Source organism: Nitrospira sp. (assembly GCA_029194535.1).
Lineage (GTDB): Bacteria > Nitrospirota > Nitrospiria > Nitrospirales > Nitrospiraceae > Nitrospira_C.
The window spans coordinates 650,281-670,177 of record JARFXR010000001.1 but is presented as its reverse complement, the minus strand read 5'-3'; the positions used below and the strand labels follow the sequence as shown (position 1 = coordinate 670,177).

The window sequence follows — 19,897 nt, the reverse complement described above, 5'->3', positions numbered from 1 at the left end:
CAGTCATGCGTATCATCAAGACCTCGCTCGTCACGACATCCGAAGAATTCTCGTCGAATGTGGCCCACTATGAAGGCCTGAGAGCCGATCTCGATAAACATCTCACCCTCGCCAGGGCCGGTGGTCCGGCCGATGCCGTCGCCCTCCACAAACAACGTGGCAAGCTGACGGTTCGCGAGCGGGTCGCGGCGTTGCTGGATCCGGATTCCCCGTGGCTCGAACTGAGCCCCCTCGCCGCCTGCGGGATGTACGACGAGCAGGTTCCAGCCGCCGGCCTGATCAGCGGCATCGGCTTCGTGGCGGGACGACCCTGCGTCATCGCCGCCAATGACGCCACGGTCAAGGGCGGCACCTATTTCCCGATGACGATCAAGAAACATCTGCGGGCTCAGGAGGTCGCCCTGGAGAACCGGCTGCCCGCGATCTATCTGGCCGACTCCGGAGGAGTCTTCCTGCCCATGCAGGCCGAGGTCTTTGCGGACAAGGATCATTTCGGACGGATCTTCTACAATCAGGCGCGGATGTCCGCACTGGGCATTCCACAGATCGCCGTGGTCATGGGCATGTGTACCGCGGGCGGCGCCTACATGCCGGCGATGTGCGACGAGAATGTCATTGTCAAGGGAACCGGCACCATTTATTTGGGAGGCCCGCCTCTGGTAAAGGCTGCCACCGGCGAGGAGGTCACCCCTGAAGAACTCGGCGGGGCCGATCTACATACGAGACTGTCCGGCGTGAGCGACCATCTGGCCGAAAACGACCAGGATGCGCTGGAGATCTGCCGGTCGATCGTCGCCACGTTGCCTCGACGGCCGGCCAGACGGCGTGACGGTGAGAGCGAAGAACCGCTCTACCAGGCCAGTGACCTCTATGGACTCATCCCAAGCAATCCTCGGAGGACGGCTGAGGCCCACGAGGTGATCGCCCGGCTGGTGGACGGAAGCAGATTTCACGAGTTCAAGGCGCGCTACGGCCAAACACTGACGTGCGGATTCGCCCGCTGGACGGGACATCAGGTCGGCATCGTCGCCAATAACGGCGTGCTGCTGTCGGAAGCCGCCTTGAAGGGCGCGCACTTCGTCCAGCTTTGCTCCCAGCGACGCATCCCGCTCATCTTTCTACAGAACATTGCAGGGTTCATGGTCGGCAAAGACTACGAAGCCCGCGGGATCATCAAGGACGGCGCCAAGATGGTACAGGCGGTGGCGACCGCCGACGTGCCGAAGTTCACCGTCATCATCGGCGCCTCCCACGGTGCCGGCAATTACGCGATGTGCGGCCGCGCCTATGGGCCGCGATTCCTCTTCCTCTGGCCCAACGCGCGGACCTCGGTGATGGGGGCGCAGCAGGCCGCCAATGTGCTGGCAACCGTCAAGCGGCAGCAACGGGAGCGAGAGAAGCTCATGCTTTCCGAGGACGAGCAGCGGAAGATGAGCGAGTCGATCTTGTCCCAGTATGAACGGGAAGGCAGTCCCTATTTCAGTACCGCCCGCCTCTGGGATGACGGGGTCATCGATCCCTTAGACACGCGCCGCATCCTCGGCCTCTGTTTGGATATCGGCATGACTGCGCCGATCCGTCCGTCGCACCCGCCGGTGTTTCGCATGTGAGGAGCGCATGAAGAACCCCGTCGCCATCCTGATTGAATCAAACGGCGGTGTGGCCCGCGTGGCGCTGAACCGTCCTCACAAGCGGAACGCGTTCGACGCCGGTATGGTCGAAGAACTGTGCCGGGCCTTCGCCGAGGTAGGTCGAGACCCCTCGGTCCGTGCGATCGTGCTGGCGGGAGCCGGAGCCGCGTTTTGCGCCGGGGCAGATCTCGATTGGATGAGATCGGATGGGACTCTGTCCGCTTCGGAGGCGCAACAAGATGCGGAGCGGCTGATGACGATGTTCCGTGCCATCGACGAATGTCCCTGTCCCGTGATCGCGCGTATCCAGGGCCCGGCCTTCGGAGGCGGAGTCGGCATGGTCGCAGCTTGCGATATCGCCGTGGCGGTCGAGGATGCGACCTTCGCCTTGAGCGAGGTCCGTTTGGGGATGGTGCCGGCGGTGATTGCTCCTTTTCTCCTCCGGAAGACCGGCGAATCGTTCCTGCGACGATTCTGTCTGACCGGTGAATCATTCTCTGCATCGGCCGCCAAACAGAGCAACCTCGTTCACGATGTCGTCGAGAGGACTCATCTCGATGCTCGCGTCGATGAGTTGATTCAGATGGTCCTGCGTCTCGCGCCGCAAGCGGCCAGGGACACAAAAGTGTTGCTCCGCAGACTGCTCGCCCTTTCCGACGATGAGCGATGGAGCGCTTGTGTGGATGCCAACGCACATGCCCGTCTCTCGGCCGAGGCGCAAGAAGGACTCCGGGCTTTTCTTGAACGACGCCCTCCCGTCTGGACGGCGATGCCAAGCGAGCAAGGAAAATCGCACGATGTTGTTAAACAGCAGGCGTAGTACAGCCTCGCGGCCGATCCGCATTATCGAAGTCGGTCCGCGAGACGGACTCCAACATGAACCGGCCATCGTCTCGTCCATGGACAAGGTGTCGTTTGTGAACGCTCTGTCTCGAACAGGCGTGGCGGAAATTGAGATCGGCTCTTTCGTGTCCCCCCAGGCGATCCCGCAGCTGGCCGATTCAGATGAGGTGGCTCGCAAGATGGAACGCCACCCCGGTGTCACCTATTCCGCCTTGGTGCCCAACGAGAAGGGATTGGAGCGGGCGAGGGCCGCAGCGATGGAAAAGATCGCGGTCTTCACCGCAGCCTCGGAGACGTTTGCTCGACGCAACATCAGGTGCGGGGTCCTGGAATCGATCGACCGGTTCGCGCCGGTGGTGGCCCATGCCAAACGGGACGGCATGACCGTGCGCGGCTACATCTCCACCGTGACCCACTGCCCCTTTGAAGGGGCCATTGATCCTGACCGCGTGGCCGAGGTCATGCAACGCCTGCTGCACATCGGAGTCGATGAAATTTCTCTTGGAGACACGATCGGAAAGGCTGCTCCGAACGATGTGCGTAGGCTGTTGGATAAAACAATGCCGCACATTGAGCGAAGCCGGCTCTCGCTGCACTTCCATGACACCTACGGCATGGCCGTGGCCAATGTCCTGGCCGCCTGGATGGACTATGGGATCGAAGCCTTTGATACGGCCGCCGGCGGGCTGGGCGGCTGCCCCTATGCGCCGGGAGCATCCGGCAACGTGGCGACGGAAGACGTGGTCTATGCCTTGAAGGCCTCCGGAGCCGCCCTTGTGGTAGACGAGCAGAGGGTGATCGCGGCAGCCGGACAGGTCGCAAGGGCGCTGAACCGTCCGCTCGCTTCTCGATTGTCGCGCATCCAAGCCGACCGAACCTCGTATGAGTCGGTGACATGACTGCCTCAGACCTGCGTCTATCCGGACGGAAGATCGCTGACGTCGTGACCTTGGCTGGAGAGGTCAAAGCCGGAAACGCCCGGTGCGTCGCTCGGCTGATTACGCTGTTGGAGAGTCGAGACCAAGCCGGCGCTGCAGTCCTTCGCCTGCTTGATTCAGACTCGCGCCATGGCAACGTAATCGGCATTACCGGCTATCCTGGAGCAGGTAAGAGCACGGTGGTGACTCAACTCGTGGCAGCCTACAGGCGTTTGGGCAAGACAGTCGGAGTGCTGGCCGTCGATACCAGCAGCACCGTCACCGGCGGCGCCTTGCTCGGCGATCGCATCAGGATGGGGAACCATGCGCTCGATCGCGGGGTGTACATCAGGAGCATGGCCACTCGCGGACACCACGGAGGACTCGCCCCGGCGACCCACGAGGCTGCCCTCGTGCTGGAAGCAGCCGGCTATGAGGTCATTCTGATCGAAACTATCGGGGTGGGTCAGGGCGAAGTGGAGATCATGGACGTCGCCCATACCGTGGTCGCAGTCGTGGCGCCCGGCCTGGGTGACGAGGTCCAGGCTATGAAAGCCGGATTGTTGGAAGTGGCTCACATCGTCGTGGTCAACAAAGGGGACCTTCCCGGCGCGGACGCGACCTTGCGTGACCTTCGGGACTGCCGTCCAACCGTGCTCCGAACCGTCGCCACGACAGGCGAAGGGATTCCGGAACTCGTCGCGGCGATTACCGAGCATGAGCGATTTCACGATCTCCAAAGTCCGTCGGCGCGCGAGGGTCGTGGGGCGGAGCAGACATCCGTTCGCGGTGAGCCCAGTCGAACCGTATGAACGAAACCCCTCGAAAGCGCGCGCCCTTCGACAAGCTCAGGGCGAACGGCTGAGGGCAAGAATTCCCGGGACGCAACAAGGGGAGGCTGCTATGCCTCAACAATTATTATTGACCATCTCTCATCACATCGCGCGAGTCACCCTCCATAATCCTCCGGCCAACGTGCTCAGTCTGTCCGTGCTCAAAGAGATGGAGCAGGTCCTGAACGAAGTGGAGGAGGACGAGTTCGTCCGGGTCGTGATCGTAACCGGTACAGGGCCATTTTTCTGTGCCGGGGCCGATATCAACGAGCTGGCTCATCTCAACACCGTGCATGGCGGCGCCGAATTTGCCGTGCGCGGCCAGGCGGTACTCAACCGAGTCGAGCGATCGGGAAAGCCGATTCTTGCGGCCATCAACGGCACCTGCGTCGGCGGAGGGCTGGAACTCGCCTTGGCTTGTCACATTCGGATGGCCGTCAGCGGAGCCATGATGGGGTTGCCGGAAGTCAAGCTGGGCCTCATTCCCGGTTTCGGCGGGACTCAGCGACTGCCGAGAGTCGTCGGAGCGGCACGAGCGGCGGAGATGATCTTGACGGGCGAGAGTATGCCTGCGGAGGAGGCGCAGCGAATCGGGCTTGTCAACCGAGTCGTGCCGCGGCACGAGTTGATGCCCCAGGCTGAAGCGATCGCGACTCTCATTTCAGAGCGGGGCAAACCCGCGATCGAAGCGGCGCTGCACGCGACCAGCGGAGGGCTCGACATCCCCCTGTCCGAAGGGCTGGCCAGGGAGGCCGAATTGTTCGGCCGGTTGTGCGCCACTGACGACAAGAAGGAAGCCGTGCAGGCATTTCTCGAAAAGCGGCAACCCAAGTTTGCGGGCTTGCGAGAGACGTAATTCGTCAACCATGAATCGAAAACGAAAACGGGGACAGCACAGATTGCCGAAGGCTATTTCTTCATTCCCATGATTGACGAGTGACGATTGAGGCATGACATGACTTTATCGACGGGAGAGCCGATGCTCGCGAACCGTCTCGCCCGATATAGCCGCAATCTCCGATACGAAGACCTGCCCGAGGCCGTCGTGCACGAGGTGAAGCGGCGGATTTTGGACAGCCTCGGCTGCGCGCTGGGAGCCTGGAATGCACCGCCCTGCCGGATTGCGCGTCGCATTGCAGAATCCGTCAGAGTCGCCGGCGGCGCGACGCTCTGGGGCACGCATCATAAGACGCTGCCCGATCTCGCGGCCTTCGCCAACGGCGCGCTGGTCCGGTATCTCGATTTCAACGATACGTACCTCGCCCAGGAACCGGCGCACCCTTCGGACAACCTTGCGGCCATCCTTGCGGCCGGCGAGGCGTCCCGTGCGTCGGGGAAGTCCGTGATTCAGGCCGTCGCGATCGCCTATGAAGTGCAATGCCGCCTCTGCGATGCCGCGGCGCTGCGACCGCGTGGTTGGGACCACGTCACCTACGGTCCTTTCACATCGGCCCTCGGGGCGGCGAAGGTGATGAACCTCTCCGTCGCGCAGACTCAGCAGGCCGTCAACCTTGCGGGCGTGGCGAATATCGCGTTGCGCCAGACGCGAGTCGGCGATATCTCGATGTGGAAGGCCTGCGCCTTTTCCAACGCGGCACGCAACGGGGTATTTGCCGCGACGCTGGCGCAACGCGGCATGACGGGGCCCTCCCCGATCTTCGAAGGGGAGAAGGGCTTCATGAAACTGGTCTCGGGGCCGTTGGATCTCTTCCGATTCGCGGGGGAGCGGGAACAGGCACCCAGGGGCTGGCTCCGGCTGGAGGCCGGTGCCTGTCCCTCTACGACGGGGACAGACCCCGGGGGAAGGGGGTCAGGCCCCTGGAACCAGTCCCCTTCGTTCAAGATCCTGGACACTTACATCAAACACTATCCGGTGGAATATCACGCACAGACGGCGGTGGAGGCCGCGCTGGCCATCCGGGAGGATCTGCTCAAAGCAGAGGGCGACGACGCGCCGGCCTCCATCACCGACATCGAAATCGCCAGCTATGACGTCGCGATCGAAATCATCGGGCGCGATCCGGAAAAGTGGCGCCCTCGCACGAGAGAAACCGCCGACCACAGCTTTCCGTACTGTGTGGCGGCGGCGCTCCTGGACGGCAGGATCACGCTGCGCTCCTTCGACAATGCGCGCCTCACCGACCCGGCGCTGCGCGAGTTGATACAAAAGGTGCGCGTCGTTCCGCAGCCTGACTTCGTCGGCCGCTATCCGCAGGCCATGCCGACGCGCATCACGGTTCGGACGAAAGCGGGAACGGTCTATCTCCACGAGGCGGACTATCCCCTCGGCCATCCCAAGAACCCGATGTCCGACCGCCATGTCGAGGAGAAGTTTCGCTTACTGGCCGGCGGGAAATTGGATCAGGTCCGCATGAGGAAGGTGATGCGATCGGTCTGGGCGCTGGAGCAGCTCAAAGACATCAGTGCCTTGATGCCGTTGCTCAGAATCACCGAGAGGTGAAAGGCGATGAGCGATACGCGACGACCCAGAAGACCCCACCGTTTCCGCGCGCTGCTTGACAGGCAGACGCTCGTCCTCCCCGGGGCCTTCAATGCCCTGACGGCCATGCAGATCGAGCGTGCCGGCTTCCAGGCTCTGTACGTGTCGGGCGCCGGCCTGTCGGCCGCACGAGGATTGCCGGATATCGGGCTGCTCTCCTTGGCGGAAGTGGTGTCGGACGCGGCCACCATCACCAAGGCCGTGGCGATTCCCGCGATCGTGGACGCGGACACGGGCTTCGGTCCTCCCCTCGCCGTGATGCGGGCCGTGAAGGAATTCGAGAAGGCCGGGTTGGCGGGGATGCAGATCGAAGATCAGGAATTGCCCAAGAAATGTGGGCACCTGCCTGGAAAGCGGCTGGTCACGACGAGCGACATGGTGAGCAAGATCTGCGCGGCGAGCGACGCCAGGCAGGATCCGGAGTTTTTCCTCATCGCCCGCACGGACGCGCGCGCCGTCGAAGGAATGGACGCGGCCGTGCGACGGGCGCGAGCCTACATCGACGCCGGTGCGGACGCGATCTTCCCCGAAGCTCTCGAATCGGCGGACGAGTTCCGCGCCTTCGCCCGACAGTTCGCCAAAGAAGGCGGGAAGGCTCCGCTGGTCGCCAACATGACGGAATTCGGCAAGACTCCCTATTTGAGCGTCGGCGAATTTGAAGACCTCGGCTATCGTGTGATCCTGTTTCCCGTCACCGCCTTGCGGATGGCCACAAAGGCGATCGATCAGATGCTGTCGGAACTGAGACACCGCGGTTCACAGCGCGACCTGTTGGAGCGGATGCATACCAGAGAGCAACTCTATGACCTCCTGCGGTACGCGGAGTATGAACAACGCGATCGGCAGTTTCACTTGATGGGAGACGACCATGGCCACGAGTGAGCCTCACACAACTCCCGCGCACGCCGCGGGACTCGACGGAGTCCTCGCCGGTGAAACGGCCCTCTGTCATGTCGATGAAGACGAGGGAGGTCTGAGGTATCGCGGGTACGCGATCGACGATTTGGCGGACAGGGCGACTTTCGAAGAAGTGGCCTATCTGCTGCTCTTTGGCAAGCTCCCGACCGTGAAGGAGTTGAAGGATTTCGAGGAGCGGCTCGCGGCACAGGCCGTGCTCCCCGGTCCTGTCGAAGCGTTCCTGAGCACGGTTCCTGCCGCTGCCCACCCCATGGACATTCTGAGGACCAGCGTGTCTCTGTTGGGGATGATCGACGCTGATGCCGAGGATCATTCCCATGAGGCGAATCTCCAGAAAGCGATCCGGCTACTCGCGTGCATCCCTCTGATCATCTCGACCGCGCATCGGCTCGTGAACGGGACGCCGCGCAAGGAGCGGCGGCCGGATGCGAGCTTTGCGGGGAATCTGCTCTTCCTCTTGACCGGCCGAGAAGGCGGCGACAAAGGGCTTCTGATGGCTCGCGCGCTCGACGTATCCCTTACCCTCTACGCGGAGCACGAATTCAACGCCTCGACCTTCTCGGCGCGGGTGACCGCCTCGACCATGACGGACCTCTACTCGGCCGTCACGTCGGCGATCGGCACGCTCAAGGGACCGCTGCACGGAGGGGCGAATGAGGCCGTCGCGGAGATGTTCCTCGAGATTGGGAGCCCCGACAACGCGGAGCGATGGGTTCGGGAGCGGCTGGCCGGCAAGCACCGGATCATGGGCTTCGGCCATCGCGTCCTCAAGAAGGGCGATTCGCGCTCGGCGATCATTCAGCGGCACGCCGAGCGGTTGAGCCGGACCTGCGACGACCGCCGATGGTATGAGATCGCCCTGGCCGTCGAGCGCATCATGCGGCAGGAGAAAGGGCTCTACCCGAACCTCGATTTCTATGCGGCGGTGGCCTACCTCCTGATGGGCATTCCTCGCCGGCTCTACACGCCGGTCTTCGTCTGCTCTCGCATTACCGGGTGGTGCGCCCACGTGATCGAACAGCAAGATCACAACCGGCTGATCCGTCCGCGGGCCTTGTATACGGGGCCCGCGAAAGAGGCCTATGTCGACATCGATCACCGTCGCTGATGACATGGCCGCGGCGCGGCAGATGGAAGACGGCCCCCCTGCCCTGCCGTGGAACTCGTTCGCGGACTTCTTCCGATCGCGGGTCTATGATCGGGACCTGCTCAACCGACCGTTCCTGACCTACTGCGACGACGACCGGCAGCTCCACTCCACGTACAGCTATGCTGAATTCGGCACCATCGTCCAGCGCGCCGCGTCGTTTCTCCACGACCGGATCAGGCTTCGGCGCGGGGACCGGTTGGCGACGATTCTCTTCAACCATGACGTCACCGTGGTGTTGTACTTCGCCGCCTGGGCAGCAGGCATCACGGTCGTGCCGATCAACATCGACGAGCCGCCCGATAAGCAGCGGTTCATCCTGGAGCATTCGGAGGCCTCGGCCGTGTGCTGTTGGCATACGATTGTCAAACAAGTACGAGAACTGCAGAAAGACCTGCCGACCCTGCGGCACGTGGTTCCATTGAACGATGACGGCTTTCGAGACGTTGCCGGGCACGGAGCGGAAGGATTCAAGGAAGCGACCTCGATCACCTTTCGCCCCGCGTCGCACTCCTCCGGTCTGAGCGATGAAGCCCTCATCGTCTATACGTCCGGAACTACGGGAGCACCCAAGGGGGTGATCCTCACCGTCCAGAATCTCCTGACCGACGCCGATGCGATCGCCGACTGGCATCGCTTCGACGGGAATGATCGCTTCATGTGCGTGCTCCCCATCCACCATGTGAACGGCACGGTCGTCACGCTTCTCACGCCTTTCTACTGCAAAGGAAGCGTCGTCCTGAATCGCAAATTCAAGAGTACGACCTTCTGGCGGAGACTGCATGAGGAGGGCGTCACCTGTGTCAGCGTCGTGCCCACGCTTCTCGAGTTCTTGCTGGACGCCGACGAAGACCTGACTCCCTACCGACTGGAGCGGTTTCGAGGCTTCATCTGCGGCGCCGGACCGTTATTGAAGGATACCGCTGTTCGCTTCGAAGAACGATTCCGTTTTCCGATCCGCCACGGCTACGGGCTATCGGAAACGACCTGCTACTCGTGCTTCCTGCCGAACGATCTGTCGCCTGAAGAGCATCGTCACTGGCTGAGCGCCTACGAGTTCCCCTCAATCGGAGTGCCGTTGCGACACAACATGATGGCGATCATCGACGAACAGGGGCGCTCACTGCCGGAGGGAGCGAGAGGAGAAATCTGCATCCGCGGCCGGACCGTCTGCGGTGGCTACTATAAACGGGACGACGCCAACGAGGCCGCGTTTCGATGGGGCTGGTTCCGTTCCGGGGACGAGGGCTTCTTTCAACGAGACAAGAGGGGACGACCGTTTTTCTTCATTTCAGGCCGACTGAAAGAATTGATCATTCGAGGCGGCATCAACATCTCACCGCTGGAGATCGATGATGTATTGAAGCGCCATCCGCTTGTGCAGTTCGCCATGGCCGTTCCATTCGAACATCGCTACTATGGAGAGGAGATCGCCGCCTACGTGGTTCCGCGAGAAGGGCGTTCTGAGCCGAACGAGAAGGATTTACAGGAGTACTGCCGCCGGTCGCTTCCATTCTCCAAATGTCCAAAAGTCTTCATTTTCGGCCGCGACCTTCCCTACACCTCGACCGGGAAACCCAAGCGCCTGGAGTTGAAAACCCGCCTCGCTTCCGCGTTGGCCGTCTACCGAGAGCATCAATTTACCGAGAGTAGCTGAATCGGAACCTCCGACCGCACATGAAGGGGGTTGAGTCGAGTCTGCAACAGGACCTTAACGGTTGCTGAACTCGAAGATATCGTGCGCCTCCGTGACCAGTCCCATATAGGTAATCCCGGCTGAGTGAATATCGCCGCTCGCGAGATGGTGGCGTTCGCCAACCACGGCCCGGCCACTCCATGGCGAGGCATGGGCCTTCTGGACAGTTCTGCTCAGGCGATCGGAAGAGAATTCGGATTGTCCAAAGGCACTACGTTGTGACTGCCTACGCCTCCTCGATGCCTGGTCCTAGTCCTATGAGTGCCCTGAGCAGGTCGTGACGTGTGACAGAATAGGCGACCACGCCGTTCTTGATGACCGGCAGGTTGAGCAAGTGCTTCTCCTTCATCAGCCGAACGGCATCGGCAATGGTGGTCGATTCGTCAGCGACAAATTGATCCTTGTTCATGAGCTGATCGGCCGTGACCTTGTTCAAGTCCTTCCCGGACTCGATGGCGCCAAGGAGATCGAACTCGCTGACAAATCCAACGAACCTCCCCTTGTCATCAACGATGGGCGCGCCAGAACTATGAGAAGTCAACAGTTCGACCGCTATGGCTAATCCGCTTTGCTTGGCATAGAAACGCAGGACATTCGTTCCATCAATTTGACCGACTGTTTGAAATCCTCCGGCTGGTACGCCCTCTTGGATCGGCATTGTAGACCTCCTGGTCAAGTGTTGTTCACCACTTGTGGTTAATCGATGCCTTGGGCCATCCGTGCGCATCAGTAGGTCATGGTCATACGCGAATGGTTCTTCTCCGAGCCTGCCCGACGGATCCCTATCCTCGGTGAGGGTCATGTCGGCAGGACGTTGCATCAGGCTCATCATCTGTGTGGAACATGACGCTAGACATGTTCTTCACAGGGGAACGTAAATACTTTGAGGGGAACCGGCTGCTGAGTCGCCTCACCTCGTGCAATGTGCAACGCCGTCAGCGCGCTCACTGCCTTGTCCGCTTGATTGGGGGGAAGAACCGCAAAAATGATGGAATTGATGGAAGGGTGGAGGAAGGTCCCATGCACTCGACCAGTGACCCCCTTACCCAGTACGTGTCTCAGAATGGTGTACCCACCGATGCCATTGTGACGCAGGAGTTCTTCCAACTCAGTTAACATTGAATCCCGGGCAACAATGATCAGCATTTTCACGCGCAGACCTCCTGCCAAGCTAATTCATTGCGTAGCTCCCAATCCTCCCATCGTCGTCCTGAGCGGCACAGACTCGAGCAGCTGACTCCACACCATTCTACTCTACCGAGAGATTCCCTCTTCGAGGATGGGCAACTCCCATGCCTCCCGTGAGAGGGCTTCTGCGATTCTCTTGCTTGATAGAACTACCAGTGCGAGAGGCACTTAGGCTGAGGCGCGCGGTGAGAAACGGTCCATTGCGGCGCGGTGAGAGCACTTCTCACTGTGCCCATTGAGCGGAAACGCACGACAGGCTCTGTGCTTTCCATCCGGTTACGGGAGTATGGAGAGACCTCAGACTTCGGTACGAACAGAGTGTGGCTGAAGAAGTGCCGGGTCAACGGAAGGTTGGCGTGGCATTAAGGCCAGAAAGCATTTCATCGTTGATGGTTAGGAACCTCAAAGCAGTTGGTAGTCTACTTACCCCTGGAACTGAGAACTGCCTTTGAAATCTACTTGACGTAGACGACTCCGGGAAGATCCTTGAGATCTGCGTCGCCTGTGATTACCTCAGCGCCCTGATCTTTGGCCGCCGCATAAACGATCGCATCGGCCATCGCGAGGCTGTGACGCAAGCACAGATCAGCTGCAAGAAAGGCGATCGACTCCGTCAAGTGGATGAGCTGAGTCGCGCTGATCCGCCCCGCAAACAATAACGCCGTCTCCTCCCCTCGCTCTCGTTTGATCTTCTTGTACACTTCGTACAGCACGATGGTCGGTGTGATGAGCTGATATCGAGGCGCGAGATAGGCGGCATAACGGTCGGCGAGCGGTCCGCCGGTAAAGAATTCGATCCACCCGCTGGAATCCAGCACGACCTTCACAATCGGTCTTTCTTTTCCCGGAGATCCGTCTTGGACATGCCCTTGAGTGCGCCTTTGAGCGATTTGAGCGGCACTTCCGGCACCAGGGTGATGACACCGCCCTTCTCCACCACCTGTAACCGCTGGCTGGGGGCAAGATGGAGCTTCTCCCGGACTTCCTTGGGGATCACGATTTGAAACTTCGGCGAAATCGTCGTCGTGGCCATGGAGAACCTCCTTACCAATTCATGATCGATCATATTCTCGTCATACGATCTCCGTCAAGGCAACGCTTGGTTTGGCAGTCAGAGAGTTCCTGGAGGTGCTTCTCTGCCCGCTCACTGAAGAGAGGCTGCGCCTGGTTAGCGGGCGGCTCTCACGAAGTGCGGGATCAAAAGTAGCAACCACGGGAGGGGTCTATCCGTGCGCAACCATGGAAGAACAGCGCACGGCACGAGCAAGCTCCGAATCAAATAGGAGAGCATGTGGTGTTTATCCGCCCGCTCAATGAAGAAAGGCTGCGCCTGAATAGCGGGCGGCTCTCACGAAGTGCGGTTTGGTGGTCCCAACGGGATTCGAACCCGTGTCTGAGCCTTGAGAGGGCTCCGTCCTAGGCCAGGCTAGACGATGGGACCAAGATGGTCGGCAAGACGAAGAGGGCTGACTGTATCACAGGCTTCAAAGCTGGTTCAACGCAGGCTGGCTCACACCCATCCACCTTTCGAGGTCACCGGACGGTTCTCCCCGTTTACATCGATTGCAATAAGTCGATACGTAGTGGGCGGCACGCACCGGTGAGGCATCGAAGGGGAACGCTGATCGGAGTGTGATTCAACGCGATGACACGGAGCGTTCCTCCGTCCTCGTTCACTCCGGCGCCACGTATCAAGGATCGGCCGACGAGCCGAGTCCCCTGGAAGGGAATCTCTTAGGACGGCACCTTAACCAGGTGGTGCGAAAGCTATGCTTCAGGCAGATGAGGATCCGCCCGCCGCCGCCATCTTGACAGCTAGGCGCACATGGCCTAACGTGTGGTATTCACATCTGTTTTCGACTATAGGACTGATTCGATCGCCGAAAAACTTCCGGCATGTAGGACTGGCTCGACACTGATCCGATGCAACTGGATACTCCACGTGGAACGATTGAGGATGCGAAAGCCGAACGAGGCCTTGAGTTACACGTCGGCTCGAACGTGTTTCGCACGACCAACGGTGTCGTAACGGTTCAAGGCAAGGAGCATTTGGTCCTTGAAATCCGACCCGATCCTCCCGCCCTCTTTCTGACCATGGACATCTACGATGAACAGGGACGGCGCATCGGGCATCTTCGTCGAAATGCCGTGTCTGCGTCTTCGGCGGCCAGGTTCGCGGTGTCCTCCAACAGGGCGCCGGATTTGACGATCAACGACGCGCTGAACGTGATGGTCGTGGATCGGCAGACAGGACGGACGCTCATCGAAGCCTACCTGTTCCAACAGCGGAAGATCCGCATCGTCTCCGGCCAGTTCTATTCGCACAAGGGAGAATGCGTTTTCATCAGCCCACACTATTGTCGGGTCGGCACGGGATTCGCGCGCTTCGGCGACGTCATCGAGAGTCGAGGCGGCACGGCCGCCATCGGTTGACCGCTTCGTGTACGCTCTCATCCTCACATTCGTCTCGGCCGGCGCCTGTGAAGAACCGCATCCCTTTTGACAAGCAGGAAAAGTCTCGTACAATGGTGCCGATGACCGATATCGTCAAACCCAGCGTCCAGGCCTTTCTGGTGTGCGATCAGGTGATCGAGGACAGCGTCACGAAGAAAAAGAGCCTGATCGGGCTGTTCACGCACCTCCAGGCTGCGGCCTTTCCCTTCCAACATCAACAGATGGGCCTGTACTTCTGCCTGACCGACGCCGAGGGAACCTACCGGTTCGACATCGATTTGGTCTATCTGAACGCGGAACAACCGGTGTGCCGCGCCACGCTGCCGAACATCATCATTGGGGATCGCCTACAGATCTCCGATTTCGGCATCAATATCCCGTCGTTGATCTTTCCGGCTCCGGGACGATATGAGTTCCGTCTGCGCATGGAAGGACATCTCATCGCGCAGAAAGACTTCAATGTGATGCAGCTCCAGCCTCATCCGGCTTCCTAGCCCTTCACCGCCGCTGATTCTTGTGATAGAACAGCCGGCAGACCTGTTTCCTATCAGTACAGGACCAAAGTGACCGATTCGACCGCCGCCTCCAATTTCATCCGCGACATCGTGCTGGCCGACCGGGCGGCCGGGAAGCACGGCGGTCGCGTCATCACACGCTTTCCGCCGGAGCCGAACGGCCATCTCCACATCGGCCACGCCAAGTCGATCTGTCTGAACTTTGGATTAGCTCAAGAAGATCCAAAGGGGGTCTGCCATCTCCGGTTCGACGACACCAATCCCACGACCGAGGATCTCTCGTACGTCCGGTCGATCGAGGACGACGTGCGATGGCTGGGGTTTGATTGGCAGGGCAAGATGTTCTTTGCGTCCGATTACTTCGAACAGCTCTATGGCGTCGCCGAGCGGTTGATCACGAAGGGCCTGGCCTATGTCGACAGCCTGAGCGCCGATGAGATGCGGAGCTATCGAGGGACTCTGACGGAACCGGGGAAGAACAGCCCCTATCGCGACCGGCCCGTGGAGGAAAATCTGACGCTCTTCCGGAGGATGAGGGCGGGAGAATTTCCCGACGGGACGCACGTGCTCCGGGCGAAGATCGACATGGCATCTCCCAATATGAATCTCCGCGATCCGGTGCTCTACCGCATCAGGCATGCAGCCCATTATCGGACCGGCTCGACCTGGTGCCTGTATCCGTCCTACGACTACGCCCATCCGCTGTCCGATGCCATCGAGGGCATCACCCACTCGATCTGTACTCTGGAGTTCGAAGATCACCGACCGCTCTATGACTGGGTCGTGGCGGAAGCCGAGACTCGGCATCGCCCGCAGCAGATCGAGTTCGCGCGGCTGAACATCGAGCAGGCGGTCATGAGCAAACGCAAGTTGCTCGAACTGGTCGAGCGCAAGCTGGTCGCCGGCTGGGACGATCCCCGGCTGCCGACCATCAAAGGGCTTCGCCGGCGCGGCTACACACCGGAAGCCATCCGCGCATTCTGTGATCACATCGGCGTGGCCAAACGCGATGCCTTGGTGGAGATGCAGCTGCTCGAGTATTTCATCCGCGAGGACCTCAACAAGCGTTCTCATCGTGTCATGGCGGTGCTGAAGCCGCTGAAAATTGTGATTGAGAACTATCCGGCCGACAAGACGGAAGAGCTGGATGCCGTCAACAATCCTGAGGACCCCTCCGCAGGCACCAGAAAGGTTCCGTTCTCCAGGACGCTCTATATCGAACAAGACGACTTCCTCGAAGAGCCTCCAAAAGAATTCTTCCGTCTCGCTCCGGGACGAGAAGTCCGGCTCCGATACGCGTACATCGTCAAGTGCCTTGGCGTCGTCAAAGACCCGGTCAGCGGCCAGGTCACCGAGCTGCACTGCACCTACGACCCCGAAACCAGGAGCGGCGCGGCAGAGGCCAAACGAAAGGTGAAAGCGACGATCCACTGGGTCTCGGCTGCACACGCCGCCAAAGCGGAAGTCCGCCTCTACAACCCGTTACTCACGACGGATCTGGCCAAGGTGCCTCCCGATCACGATTGGACCGCCTATCTCAATCCGCAGTCCTTGGAAGTCCTGACCGGCTGCTTGGTCGAACCGAGCCTCAATCAGGTTGTGCCCGGTGCCAAGTTTCAGTTCGAACGGCTGGGCTATTTCTGCGCGGATTCGGACTCCATGCCTGGGAAACCAGTCTTCAATCGGACGGTGTCGCTCAAGGATGCCTGGGCCAAAGCGGTGAAGCGGCCCGGGCCAACGTGATCTCGTTCCGGCCTCCGCTGTTTCTGAGCTATCCCTCCTCGGAGGACTCCGCTATTTCGTTTCCGGTCTGGTCTCCCTGCCGCCGAAACCCTTTGATTGCTTTACCGCACCAGCGGGTTTGTTACACTCAGGGCAGTCGCGGTCTCGTTTCAAACGAAGGAGACTACCGAATGATTGAATGTCGTATGCATCCTCGTGTCCCCGTCGATATGCAGGTCTACTTCTCCACGACCGGCAACAGGCTGATTCGGGAGGGTACGATGTACGACCTCTCTGCAGGCGGCTGCGCGGTCGCCAGCACGACCTCCGTCCGGTCGGGCTCGGCGGTAAGGATTTTGATTCGCGCCACGGATTTGGGATCGCCCATCACGATCGAGTCGGCCGCGGTGCGCTGGAGCGAGCACGGAGAATTCGGGGTTGAATTCATGGGCCTGTCGGAAATCGATCAACACCGCCTACATCGGTTGCTTCAAACCACCAACTTGAGTCAGCCCCGGCCCAGCTGATCCCTCGGGGCAGGCTCCATCGTTCGTGACGATGCCTTTCCTTGTGAGCAGGCCGTTGACAGGTTAGTCGAAAGAGGACGGACACCGCGCATGAAGGCGGGGAAGGGTGCCAACCCACTATGATAAAATTCCGGGCATGAACTGCCCCCTGTGCCGCCGACCGACGACGTGGAAAGCCAACCCCTGGCGTCCGTTCTGCTCGGAACGCTGCCAGCTCACCGACCTGGGCACCTGGGCCGCGGAAGAATACCGTGTGCCGGGACCGAACTTGACGATGGAACTGCCCTCAGAACCTTCCGGAGAATCGACTCAGGAAGCCGGCCAACAGGTGGGCAAGAATACGCAGATCTGAGTCGGATCGCCCCGGCGATCGGCCTACCTTACCGGAACTCTCACAGACTACCCCGAATCCCGCTTCAGCGGCTACCATCGATAGTCGCTCCTCCGTTTCATGGCGGGTAATGGGGCGGGTCATCGACCTGGCCTCGCTGCAATGGGCATGTCAGTGAACGAAGCGACGGCTGAAGCAAGCGGCAGAAGGACCAGGGTCAGGGTGGCACTGGGAGGCGATTGAGCTGTCGTCTAAAACCGGCCCATCGAAAAATCATCCACCGTGGCATGTGACAAATCACCGCCTGTTTTCATCCATAGCAGAAGTCCGGTCCTGCCGCCGGTAAATTCGCCGTCCGTCGCGGACAGCAGCAGCGTCTCAGTGCTGGTGCCGGCGGGAATCCGGTAAAGACGGAGCGATGTGCCTTGGGCTTCACAGCGGAGCTTGTCGCCCGCGGCCCACTCCACCGAAAAATCACTCGCCAGGTTGGTATCGCCCGCACCGCCCGGGTGATGGCTGACAATCGCCGCATTGCGGGCCCCGTTGGCGCGTGCGTAACACCAGTACCAGTCGACCGTGGGGGCAGGTTGCGCGCGCAAGATACAGCCGAGTTCTCGATCCTCCGAGCCGGTCCATGTTCCCAGCGTGACTTGGCACCACTGATCGCTCGGAGGCGCCACGGCGTTATACGATTCCGCCGATTTGGGGTCGGCTAGATTGGTATCGATGGCCCGCACCTGTTGCGACACGATCATCGCTGGGACTTTGTCGGTGTAGCCGGATCCCCAGGCGCTTCCCAAATCCGCACTGTCGGAGCGATTGAAGTTGTCTGCGGCGAGCGTCTGGCGGACGGTGCCCCCGTTGGTCACCGTGGTGATGATGACGCTGTCGGGGGGGCTGTTCTGCCGGCCATCGTTGACGACGAGTTGCGCCGTATAGGTGCCGTCGCGATCGACTGTAAAGCTTGGAGAGGCGCTCCCCGGATTCGCCAGGTCCGCGCCGCTGCCGGCCGGCTTGCTGAGCAGAGTCCAACTGTAGGTGAGCGAATCCCCGTTGGGGTCACTGCTCGCACTGCCGTTCAGGGTAATGAGCGATCCGATGGCCTTGCCCGCCTGGTCAGGTCCAGCCTTGGCCACCGGCGGCTCATTCACCGTAGTGATGTTCACATTGTCGGGGGCGCTGTTCTGCGTGCCATCGTTCACGACGAGTTGCGCCGTATAGGTGCCGTCGCGATCGACTGTAAAGCTTGGAGAGGCGCTGGTCGGATTCGGCAAGTCCGCGCCGCTGCCGGCCGGCTTGCTGACCAGAGTCCAACTGTAGGTGAGCGAATCCCCGTTGGGGTCACTGCTCGCACTGCCGTTCAGGGTAATGAGCGATCCGACGGCCTTGCTCGTCTGGTCGGAACCGGCGTTGGCCACCGGGGGAACATTCGCGGTGGAGATCTTCACAGTATCGGGAGCGCTGTTCTGCCGGCCATCGTTCACGGTGAGTTGCGCCGTATAGGTACCGTCGCGGTCGACCGTAAAGCTTGGAGAGGCGCTCGCCGGATTCGCCAGGTCCGCGCCGCTGCCGGCCGGCTTGCTGAGCAGAGTCCAACTGTAGGTGAGCGGATCCCCGTTGGGGTCACTGCTCGCGCTGCCGTTCAGGGTGACGAACGATCCCAGAGCCTTGACTCCCTGATCTGGGCCGGCATTGGCCACCGGCGGCTCATTCATGGTGGAGATGTTCACGGTATCAGGCACGCTGTTTTCCACGCCATTGTTGACGACGAGTTGGGCCTTGTAGACGCCGTCGCGGTCGACCGTAAAGCTTGGGGAGACGCTCGCCGGATTCGCCAGGTCCGCGCCGCTGCCGGCCGGCTTGCTGACGAGGGTCCAATTGTAGGCAAGTGGATGACCAAGCGGGTCGGTACTGGCGCTGCCGTTCAGGGTAATGGGGGTGCCAGCGGGGATATTCACCAGGTTCGGGCCCGCGTTGGCGACTGGTGTGGTACTGGCCGGGACGTCAGCGGGAGGAACAGCAACATTGCCGCCCTCGCCGCAAGCGCTAAGACCAATCAGACCGACGGTTGATGCGAAAACAAATAGGGCAACCCGCACGATGTCTGCAGCGCGCCCCCGATTGCGGTTCAACATGCTTTCTCAATACTGGTCATCATCATGAAGGTCGGGTGAGGCAACAGCAAAGCCTATGCCATGACGGTGCATGGCAAGTAAGTGACCTATTTTTAGTGATCTATTTTTGATGAGGGGAGACCGCAGTAAGTATTCGACCTGTAGGAGCTGACTGGTGAATCATACTAACTCGCGAGCGGCTTGTAAGCTACTGATACATAAACATAATTTGACTGATGGCCCGGCTGGTCACATTGTCGAATTCGTCATGCGTGGAGGGATGACCATACAGCCCTCGGTTGCTCAGGTCGTGTTCTATTATGGACTGGGCCTTGGCACACACGGCGGCCGACCCTGTTCAGCACAACGCACCCCGGCACCCATTCCGACTTCCTTGCCACGGTCCGTCAGACCCTCCACTTTCCCATTCGCAACGTCCAAGTGGAGAGCGACACCGAATTTCCGCTCGCCTTGTTCTTTGAGCCAGGGAATGCGTGCGCTATCTGACAGGTCAGGCTTTTTCGGATCCGACCGGATAACTGGGCGTCGCCGGCGTGGGGC

19 protein-coding genes and 1 tRNA gene are annotated in these 19,897 nt (G+C 60.5%); 14 read left to right on the top strand and 6 right to left on the bottom strand.

What is annotated here, in order from left to right; genetic code table 11:
- Positions 1 to 5 precede the first annotated feature (5 nt).
- From P0111_03130 to P0111_03090, 9 genes are all read left to right on the top strand, one after another.
- A complete protein-coding gene (locus tag P0111_03130; GenBank protein MDF0642997.1) occupies positions 6 to 1,610 on the top strand; it encodes a carboxyl transferase domain-containing protein in 1,605 nt (534 codons plus the stop codon).
- Between the two features lie 7 nt (positions 1,611 to 1,617).
- Positions 1,618 to 2,451 (top strand): enoyl-CoA hydratase-related protein, encoded by an 834-nt coding sequence (locus P0111_03125; protein ID MDF0642996.1) that lies wholly within the window; start codon positions 1,618 to 1,620, stop codon positions 2,449 to 2,451.
- On the top strand, positions 2,429 to 3,373 hold the full coding sequence (locus P0111_03120) for a hydroxymethylglutaryl-CoA lyase (GenBank protein ID MDF0642995.1): 945 nt from the start codon (positions 2,429 to 2,431) through the stop codon (positions 3,371 to 3,373). The genes P0111_03125 and P0111_03120 overlap by 23 nt, the downstream gene beginning before the upstream one ends.
- Positions 3,370 to 4,203: a methylmalonyl Co-A mutase-associated GTPase MeaB gene (gene meaB / locus P0111_03115; GenBank protein ID MDF0642994.1), complete on the top strand. Its 834-nt coding sequence runs from the start codon at positions 3,370 to 3,372 to the stop codon at positions 4,201 to 4,203. Before P0111_03120 ends, meaB begins: the two co-directional genes overlap by 4 nt.
- A 91-nt stretch (positions 4,204 to 4,294) precedes the next feature.
- Complete coding sequence (locus P0111_03110; protein ID MDF0642993.1) at positions 4,295 to 5,080, top strand: enoyl-CoA hydratase-related protein; 786 nt, start codon at positions 4,295 to 4,297, stop codon at positions 5,078 to 5,080.
- Positions 5,081 to 5,179: 99 nt separating this feature from the next.
- Positions 5,180 to 6,685, top strand: coding sequence for an MmgE/PrpD family protein (locus tag P0111_03105; protein MDF0642992.1), 1,506 nt, complete (start codon positions 5,180 to 5,182; stop codon positions 6,683 to 6,685).
- 6 nt (positions 6,686 to 6,691) lie between these two features.
- Positions 6,692 to 7,606: a methylisocitrate lyase gene (gene prpB / locus P0111_03100; GenBank protein MDF0642991.1), complete on the top strand. Its 915-nt coding sequence runs from the start codon at positions 6,692 to 6,694 to the stop codon at positions 7,604 to 7,606.
- On the top strand, positions 7,593 to 8,750 hold the full coding sequence (locus tag P0111_03095; GenBank protein MDF0642990.1) for a citrate/2-methylcitrate synthase: 1,158 nt from the start codon (positions 7,593 to 7,595) through the stop codon (positions 8,748 to 8,750). Before prpB ends, P0111_03095 begins: the two co-directional genes overlap by 14 nt.
- Positions 8,725 to 10,446 carry a class I adenylate-forming enzyme family protein gene (locus P0111_03090; protein ID MDF0642989.1) on the top strand — a complete coding sequence of 574 codons (1,722 nt, stop codon included), beginning with the start codon at positions 8,725 to 8,727 and terminating at the stop codon, positions 10,444 to 10,446. Before P0111_03095 ends, P0111_03090 begins: the two co-directional genes overlap by 26 nt.
- Positions 10,447 to 10,711: 265 nt before the next feature.
- On the opposite strand, the gene P0111_03085 is transcribed toward P0111_03090, so the two are convergent.
- From P0111_03085 to P0111_03065, 5 genes are all read right to left on the bottom strand, one after another.
- Positions 10,712 to 11,143: a CBS domain-containing protein gene (locus tag P0111_03085; GenBank protein MDF0642988.1), complete on the bottom strand. Its 432-nt coding sequence runs from the start codon at positions 11,141 to 11,143 to the stop codon at positions 10,712 to 10,714.
- 191 nt (positions 11,144 to 11,334) lie between these two features.
- Entirely contained in the window at positions 11,335 to 11,631 is a 297-nt protein-coding gene (locus P0111_03080) for a hypothetical protein (GenBank protein MDF0642987.1), read from the bottom strand.
- A 497-nt stretch (positions 11,632 to 12,128) separates the two neighbouring features.
- Complete coding sequence (locus tag P0111_03075) at positions 12,129 to 12,500, bottom strand: type II toxin-antitoxin system VapC family toxin (protein MDF0642986.1); 372 nt, start codon at positions 12,498 to 12,500, stop codon at positions 12,129 to 12,131.
- The gene (locus tag P0111_03070; GenBank protein MDF0642985.1) at positions 12,497 to 12,706 is read right to left on the bottom strand and encodes an AbrB/MazE/SpoVT family DNA-binding domain-containing protein; all 210 of its coding nucleotides are present in this window, start codon (positions 12,704 to 12,706) and stop codon (positions 12,497 to 12,499) included. Before P0111_03070 ends, P0111_03075 begins: the two co-directional genes overlap by 4 nt.
- Positions 12,707 to 13,036: 330 nt before the next feature.
- Positions 13,037 to 13,114, bottom strand: a tRNA-Glu gene (locus tag P0111_03065).
- A 482-nt stretch (positions 13,115 to 13,596) separates the two neighbouring features.
- On the opposite strand from P0111_03065, the gene P0111_03060 reads away from it, so the two are divergent.
- From P0111_03060 to P0111_03040, 5 genes are all read left to right on the top strand, one after another.
- Positions 13,597 to 14,106 (top strand): hypothetical protein, encoded by a 510-nt coding sequence (locus P0111_03060; GenBank protein MDF0642984.1) that lies wholly within the window; start codon positions 13,597 to 13,599, stop codon positions 14,104 to 14,106.
- A gap of 92 nt (positions 14,107 to 14,198) precedes the next feature.
- Positions 14,199 to 14,621: a hypothetical protein gene (locus P0111_03055; GenBank protein MDF0642983.1), complete on the top strand. Its 423-nt coding sequence runs from the start codon at positions 14,199 to 14,201 to the stop codon at positions 14,619 to 14,621.
- Between the two features lie 69 nt (positions 14,622 to 14,690).
- On the top strand, positions 14,691 to 16,385 hold the full coding sequence (locus tag P0111_03050; GenBank protein MDF0642982.1) for a glutamine--tRNA ligase/YqeY domain fusion protein: 1,695 nt from the start codon (positions 14,691 to 14,693) through the stop codon (positions 16,383 to 16,385).
- 170 nt (positions 16,386 to 16,555) lie between these two features.
- Positions 16,556 to 16,891 carry a PilZ domain-containing protein gene (locus P0111_03045; GenBank protein ID MDF0642981.1) on the top strand — a complete coding sequence of 112 codons (336 nt, stop codon included), beginning with the start codon at positions 16,556 to 16,558 and terminating at the stop codon, positions 16,889 to 16,891.
- Positions 16,892 to 16,997: 106 nt separating this feature from the next.
- On the top strand, positions 16,998 to 17,243 hold the full coding sequence (locus P0111_03040; protein MDF0642980.1) for a DNA gyrase inhibitor YacG: 246 nt from the start codon (positions 16,998 to 17,000) through the stop codon (positions 17,241 to 17,243).
- Between the two features lie 230 nt (positions 17,244 to 17,473).
- Here P0111_03040 and P0111_03035 read toward each other — a convergent pair whose 3' ends face one another.
- Positions 17,474 to 19,357 carry a PKD domain-containing protein gene (locus P0111_03035; GenBank protein ID MDF0642979.1) on the bottom strand — a complete coding sequence of 628 codons (1,884 nt, stop codon included), beginning with the start codon at positions 19,355 to 19,357 and terminating at the stop codon, positions 17,474 to 17,476.
- Between the last annotated feature and the right edge of the window lie 540 nt (positions 19,358 to 19,897).

Bases quoted from the DNA above. Each gene is read 5' to 3' on its own strand.
- P0111_03130 (MDF0642997.1), top strand. From the start codon at position 6: ATGCGTATCATCAAGACCTCGCTCGTCACGACATCCGAAGAATTCTCG.
- P0111_03125 (MDF0642996.1), top strand. From the start codon at position 1,618: ATGAAGAACCCCGTCGCCATCCTGATTGAATCAAACGGCGGTGTGGCC.
- P0111_03120 (MDF0642995.1), top strand. From the start codon at position 2,429: ATGTTGTTAAACAGCAGGCGTAGTACAGCCTCGCGGCCGATCCGCATT.
- meaB (MDF0642994.1), top strand. From the start codon at position 3,370: ATGACTGCCTCAGACCTGCGTCTATCCGGACGGAAGATCGCTGACGTC.
- P0111_03110 (MDF0642993.1), top strand. From the start codon at position 4,295: ATGCCTCAACAATTATTATTGACCATCTCTCATCACATCGCGCGAGTC.
- P0111_03105 (MDF0642992.1), top strand. From the start codon at position 5,180: ATGACTTTATCGACGGGAGAGCCGATGCTCGCGAACCGTCTCGCCCGA.
- prpB (MDF0642991.1), top strand. From the start codon at position 6,692: ATGAGCGATACGCGACGACCCAGAAGACCCCACCGTTTCCGCGCGCTG.
- P0111_03095 (MDF0642990.1), top strand. From the start codon at position 7,593: ATGGCCACGAGTGAGCCTCACACAACTCCCGCGCACGCCGCGGGACTC.
- P0111_03090 (MDF0642989.1), top strand. From the start codon at position 8,725: ATGTCGACATCGATCACCGTCGCTGATGACATGGCCGCGGCGCGGCAG.
- P0111_03085 (MDF0642988.1), bottom strand. From the start codon at position 11,143: ATGCCGATCCAAGAGGGCGTACCAGCCGGAGGATTTCAAACAGTCGGT.
- P0111_03080 (MDF0642987.1), bottom strand. From the start codon at position 11,631: ATGCTGATCATTGTTGCCCGGGATTCAATGTTAACTGAGTTGGAAGAA.
- P0111_03070 (MDF0642985.1), bottom strand. From the start codon at position 12,706: ATGGCCACGACGACGATTTCGCCGAAGTTTCAAATCGTGATCCCCAAG.
- P0111_03060 (MDF0642984.1), top strand. From the start codon at position 13,597: ATGCAACTGGATACTCCACGTGGAACGATTGAGGATGCGAAAGCCGAA.
- P0111_03055 (MDF0642983.1), top strand. From the start codon at position 14,199: ATGGTGCCGATGACCGATATCGTCAAACCCAGCGTCCAGGCCTTTCTG.
- P0111_03045 (MDF0642981.1), top strand. From the start codon at position 16,556: ATGATTGAATGTCGTATGCATCCTCGTGTCCCCGTCGATATGCAGGTC.
- P0111_03035 (MDF0642979.1), bottom strand. From the start codon at position 19,357: ATGTTGAACCGCAATCGGGGGCGCGCTGCAGACATCGTGCGGGTTGCC.